Source organism: Cryobacterium sinapicolor (assembly GCF_004403465.1).
Classification (GTDB): Bacteria; Actinomycetota; Actinomycetes; order Actinomycetales; family Microbacteriaceae; genus Cryobacterium; species Cryobacterium sinapicolor.
The window spans coordinates 1-6,220 of the sequence record NZ_SOGQ01000078.1 but is presented as its reverse complement, the minus strand read 5'-3'; the positions used below and the strand labels follow the sequence as shown (position 1 = coordinate 6,220).

Annotated in this window: 3 protein-coding genes; 1 reads left to right on the top strand and 2 read right to left on the bottom strand. The window is 64.7% G+C overall.

Translation table 11 applies throughout. The features are described from left to right. Positions 1 to 86 precede the first annotated feature (86 nt). On the bottom strand, positions 87 to 3,893 hold the full coding sequence (mobF, locus tag E3T28_RS14055) for a MobF family relaxase (protein WP_134432458.1): 3,807 nt from the start codon (positions 3,891 to 3,893) through the stop codon (positions 87 to 89). A 298-nt stretch (positions 3,894 to 4,191) separates the two neighbouring features. Between mobF and E3T28_RS14050 the strand changes: the two genes are divergently transcribed. After that, entirely contained in the window at positions 4,192 to 4,527 is a 336-nt protein-coding gene (locus E3T28_RS14050) for a hypothetical protein (RefSeq protein ID WP_134432456.1), read from the top strand. A 1,174-nt stretch (positions 4,528 to 5,701) separates the two neighbouring features. Here E3T28_RS14050 and E3T28_RS17185 read toward each other — a convergent pair. Further along, positions 5,702 to 6,220 (bottom strand): hypothetical protein (locus tag E3T28_RS17185; RefSeq protein ID WP_206750462.1); only part of this gene is annotated, 519 nt, incomplete at its 5' end.

Below are 6,220 nucleotides of genomic sequence, written 5' to 3'. Positions count from 1 at the left end.
GCCCGGGCCAGCCTGGATCAACCAACCCGCCGAACCCGCAGTCGCGGAGGCCGAACCGAAACTAGCCGCCTAAACTCACGCTGGCCTCATTCACCTTGACAAATTCCGGTGCGCGGGTAGTCAGGCTGTGTTGTCTGATCGCCACGGGCTGCTTCGCGTGCCTTCACCGTGAGGCCGGCAGCGAGCTGCGCTTCACGCTGCCGGTCGGCCGTGGCCCGGTTCGCAGCGCGCATCGCCTCGAGCGCAGTAGCCGGCTTCTGCCTGCCCGCCTCGGGCGCAGTCGGCGCAGTGGGCTGAGTCTGCGCCTTCTCCAGAGCCGTCACGCGGGCCGCGAGCGACGCACCAACGCTGCACTCACGGTACGCCTCAGGGATCGCCTGCGTCTGGGTGGGCTCAACCTTGTACCGGTCGCGGAACACATCGACTTCGGCCGCGAGGCGCACCCACTCCTGCCGGCGGGCGCCCTCGGCCGGTACGTCGCCAAGCTGCTGCGCCCAGTCGGGCTGTTCAGCGGCGATCGCCGTGCCGCGTTCCTCGAGGCGGACCGCCAGATACTCGTACCGTTCGGCGAGGTGGTCCCGCCACGCGGGGTCGGTGCCGGCGGCGTCGAGCACCCGCCGATCGGCAATCCACGCCGGCACCGCCGGGTCGGTCGCCGCTGCCAGCGCTTGGTCGGCGGGTGCTGTTTCGATGCGGCGTTCCATCCGGTGGGAGAGGACGGCGCCGACGTCGTCGGCGGTGCCGCGTTCTCGTTCGTTCCACGATTCCCGAAGCACAGTGGCCGGGTCGAGGCCTTGGGTTTCGGCGCGGGTGAGGGCGGCCGTGACGGCTCCCCAGCTCTCAGAGCTGGTGAGGTTCCGGGCATCCGTCTGGTCGAGGGTGTGGCCGACGAGTTGGGTGAAGCGGATGGTGTTGGCGCGTTCGGCGACGTCGCCGTATTGGTCGATGAGGGTGACCAGGTCGTCGACTCGGGCTTGTTCGGCGCGGATGGTTTCGGTGGCGGAGAGCATCCCGTCGCTGTGGCCGGCGATGGTGGCCAGGACGTCGCTCATGGGTTGGGCGTCTTCGGTCTCGACGTAGAGGTGGTTGGCCTCCTTGCCACGGGTCAACCCGACGTACACCAGCTCCCGAGAGGTGGAGGAGTCGGCGAGGACGTGGGCTGTGTCCGCGGTCATACCCTGGGCCCGATGAATGGTCGACGCGTAGCCGAGCTCGACATTGTTCTGCACGTACTCGGCTGGCAGGGTGATGCGGCCGCCATGCCCGGCATGAGTGACAGTCAACGCCCCGTCGGCTTGCACCTTCCCCACCGTCCACACGTCACCGTTCTTGACCCGGTCGGTGCCGCGCCCGGTGCGGAGGGTGGCGTCGTTCAACCGGGTCACGATCCGGTCCCCCTGGTACGCGGCGAGTCCGTCGCGCAGCTGTGAGGACTTCTTCCCGGAGACGAGACCGGAGCCCACCCGGTAGGCCTGGGCCCGGGTGTTGAGGTCGGTGACGGTGACGTTTTGTTGGGCGAGCATCACGGCGTTCTTGCCGGCCTCGTCGTCGTGCTGCCAGGCGGCGAAGACGTGGTCGGTCATCCGGTCGATGCTGCCACCGGTGACCCGGGCGTTGTCGACGTACCAGCGGAACGGGTCCCCCACCGTGGCCGGGTCGCGCAGCTGCCGGGTCGCTTCGGCTTCGGCCGGGGACGTGAACCGGTGGATCTCCTCGAGCTTGACGGACCCGACTTCGCGTTCCAGGAGACGCAGCGCCCCGCCGGACTCAACCGCGGCGAGCTGCCGGTCGTCGCCGATCAGGCGCACGTGCGCGCCGTGACGCTCCGCAATGCTCGTGACCTTCGCGAGGTTGAGAGTGCCAGCCATGCCGGCTTCGTCGACGACGATGATGTCCCCCGCACGCAGCTTCAACTCTTCCGGGTGGCGACTGTCCGGGGTGGCATCCCCGTGGGTGTCGTAGGCGCGGACGAAGGAGTGGATCGTGGCCGCCGGGACTTCGACGGCGTCGCGGAACACGGCGGCAGCCGTCGCGGACGGCGCCAACCCGATCAGGCGGCCGCCCGCTTGCTCGGTGGCGCGGGCGGCCAAGGCGAGGGCGGTGGTCTTCCCGGCGCCGGCGGGCCCGGTCGCGACGACGAGGAGCTTGCCGGAGGTCGTGAACTTGCGTGCCAGGGCCCGCTGCCCGGCATCCAAGGGTCCGGTGTGGCGGGCGGCGGTGCGGTCGAACTCGGCCACCGTGATGGGGGCGATCGTGCGGGTGCGGCCGGCGGCCAACAAGGTGTCTTCGGCGGCGAGGAGGCCGGTGGAGGTGAAGAGCATGCGGCCCTTGTGCACATAGATGCTCGACCCGTCCCGGCGGGTCAAAGGTTCGAAGGAACCGTGCGGGGCGGGAGGGGTCACGGCGATCGAGTCCGTCTCCAGTGCACGCCGTGTGATCTGCTCGACGGTGCCTGCGGGGACGGGGCCGAGGCTGGTTTCTTTCTGGACCCAGCGGCGGGCTTCGGCCTCGATCATGTGCGGACCCCAGACCGCGTGATGCTCCGACACCGTCGCCACGACCTCACGTGCAGCCCGGTCCACATCCACCACCCGCGGCTCCCCCGCCCTGCCGTCCAGGGTCGGCGCTGCGGCGCGGGCATCCTTGAGAAGGTTGGTGACGGTGGCGGCTCCGACGCGTTCGGCGGCCTTGGCCGCCCACTCGGTGCGGAGGCCGGCGAGGGATCGGGCGTGGGCTTTCGCGGGGCGGGTCTCGAGGGTGGCTTGCTGGGCGAGCTTGATCCGGGCGACCGCGTCCGGGCTGCGGCCGTGGGTGGCCCGGTAGTCCTTCTCGAGTTGGCCGACGACCTTCTTGATGTCCGCGGACCGGGTCGAGAACGCCCCGGTGAGGCGTTCGTCGATCCCGGCGATCTCGACCACGGGCCGCTTGCCCGGGGTGACTTCTCGCAGCTCCGTGGTCAGGCCGAGGCGGGTGGTGACTTCGTCCATGACGCGTTGGTTGTAGAACTCGGACGCGGCCACGCCTTGACGGTGCAGGAGCTTGGAATCGATCGTGCGCCACTTCCCGTCGACGCCCTTAACCTTGTTCGCCACGACCAGGTGATCGTGCAACTGCGGGTCACCATTGCGGGAGTCATAGTGACGGAACCGCGTCGCCACCAGGCCACCCTCAACGTCGATCTGTGCGACCCCGTTCGTGCCCGCACGGGTCGCAATCGCTTCGCGCTCGAGGTACGACACGGTGTCCAGAATCGCGACGGCCTGGGCATCTTCAATCGTCTTCCGGGTCTCCTCGTCGCCGAGACCCCAGAGCACCGAGACACTCTTCGCGGGCGAGAACACCAGGTCGAACCCGGCAACAGCCTGCTGCGTCGGACGCGTCGCCGCCGTGATGAACCGGCCCAGCTCTTCCTTGTCCGCCGGCGGGCGGCCCTTCGCGTCACGGAACGCCAGGTCACCCTCCCGGGTGCGGATCGCACGCCGGTCCGCGACGCCCGGCTCGCGCCCGTTCGCCTTGGTGAAGTCGGTGTAGCCGGCGGCGATCTTTGCGGACAGGTCGGTGCCGTCGGTGCTGTACCCGTAGTACGAGCGGCCGAGCTTGGCGGCCTTCGTTGCCTCACCCACGGTCTTGCCTTGCGCCTGCGCGTCAGCAATGATGCGTTCGGCGTCGGGGTGTAGACCCTCACCGTAGAGGGCCTTCATCTGCTCCTCGGTGACGACCCCGGAGACGCCGAGTGCGGCCAGTCCCCCGCCGACCCAGACACCTTGAGGGTTGCCTTCCTCGGTGTAATAATCGCCCAGCTCACGGCCGCTCTCGCGCTTCGCATCACCGGTCGCGACCTCGTTGGTGTAGTACACATACCCGTCTCCCGCAGAGAGGATATGCATAGTCATCACCCGCTCACTTTACCTCGTTGATTACTAATGCCAGAGGTGTGACAAATACTCGTACGAAGAATGAGGATGCATGGTAGTCATGATTAGAAGATCGAGATGGCCGGATGCTGCGGCTGAGGTCAACAAGTGTCTGCAGATAGGGGCTATCGAGATGACGGAGTAGGCAGTGCGCAGCTCGCAACTGAGCGCACACCTCCCGGCGATAGTCGGCACCCTCTCCGGCGTGGGTTTGGCGGACAAACATGCGCGTGGACTCACGCATAATGGTTCTTCCACCCACGAAAGGGGCACACCCATGGCTGATGTACGTAAGTCTGCGAAGCAGACTGCCGCCCGCTCTCGCGCACGCGAGAAAGCGGCAGAGTTCCGGGCGAAGGAAGACAAGCTCGAGCAGCTTGCCACCGACTACTTCGTCGCCACGGACTCCCTCGACGAGACCGACGCGACAGCACAGGCCGAGATCGCAGCCATCCTGGAGCGCGCAGCGCGGCAGAGCGCGGCCGCCCGCACGTCAGCGGCGGCGGTCATCGCGTCCATGCTCGAGCTCGGAACCCCGAGAGCAGAGGTCGCCGGTCGCCTTGGCATCGCCCCCCGCGAAGTCAATAGGTCCCTGCGGATCAGTGCGGCTTAGCTGACGAATTGACTGGATGCATCTCTGCTTCATAGGCATCCCGCAACGTGACTACACGCCACCACCGTCTCTGGACCACTGAAGCATGGCTGCAAGATGCTCCCGCTCCCGCAAGGGAAGACGCTCGCCAGCATCCGCCTTGGGCGACACTCCTACCGAAGACTCCGCGTCTCTGCGCAATCGATGAAACTTCATCTCACTCGCTCGAAGGCGTGGAAGAACAGACTGTCTCGCACTCAATGCAAAGACAATCACGATGAAAAGTATTACCCCACCGACTCTAAGATGCAGATTCGAATCATCCATGATTGTGTTGATGTTTGCGTACACGGGCCCGACCCAGGCTCCTAGTACAGCAGCAGCACCAAGGAGCACGGACTCCACAGCCAAATCCCACGCAAGGCGTCGATCCTTGAGAAGATTCGCATAGTTGGTCAGCTCGCCGAGCGATAGACCCCCCGCACCGTTCCAAGGATCCGGGGTCAATCGTGACCGCCACTTCAGCCTTGGCTGTTCAAGGCTCCGGCGTTCCTCCGCGCTGAACAGCCTGAGAGAGCCCAAGCGATCCGGATTGGATCGACGAGATCGAAGTCGATGTTGCTGACGGTGTTCAACTAACTGCCGAATAGTGTTGACGAATCCCAAAAATGCCAACGCCAGGAAAGGCAGAGCACCTGCCCAGATGACTACTACAGCTGGTGCCAGCATCAAATCTCATCCTCAGTTGCCGCTGATAGCGGTTGGCGCGACTGACTGAACCGACGAGAGACTTCTAGAAAGGTAACCCCGTACAACATAAGGCTGATGAAGAATGCACCATATGTCCATGCCTCCGCGGATGCAGAGGTCTCTTGCATAGCGGTCGCCAACAGCATCGCAAATGCGCCGATCGTCGTCAACGCAAAAACGTGTCGAAAGAGAAGCCACCACAGATCTAATACCCTGCCAGGCAGGAAGAGATAGAGAGGTAGGGGTACCTTGCGCCAGGCCGCATCTAAGACTTCTTTCCGCTTTGGGCGGATCATTCCGTAATGGCAGAAGAAACGTCCTACCCGTTGTAACGACCGCACTCTGGTACCCCTGTTCTCTCTATACCTGCGAACTGCTGGCCCGATGGATTTGAGTCGCTACGGTTCCCCACACAACACCGAACCGCGACTTCAGCGCTCGACTTTCACGAGCTTTGACGAACCCGTGCCAATTCCTTCAGCCCAATTTGCTCCCTGACAACTTGATAAAAGTTGTCCAACTCATGATCGAGCGCGACGTAGGGGCCATCAGGATACTCGGCAGCGCGCCTCACAACTCCGATTTCACACACCTGAATTACGGCATGAGTGTGTCGTCGGATTTTCTGTGCAACGTCCAATACCGGTCCCCCGGCAAGTAAGGCGAGTCGCGATGTGTGCTCGCGAATTCTGCCCTGTGACTCCTTGAGCCGGGCCAGGCCTTCTCGGTCCATTCGCTCCATCTGATCACCAGCTTCGTGCATGAACTGACGAACTATTGCTGAAAAGTCTGAGCTCAGCTCGTAGAAGTGCAGACTCCACCTGTAGCGATTCTCCCTTTTCGCTCTCCGCCGATCGGCTGAGTATTCGATCGTCTGAGCCCCACCCGATCGTGCGCTTGAGCCCCACCGATCGTGCGCAGGAGCACCAGTGGTGGTGTGGCTCAGCACCACCGGTGCTCTCTG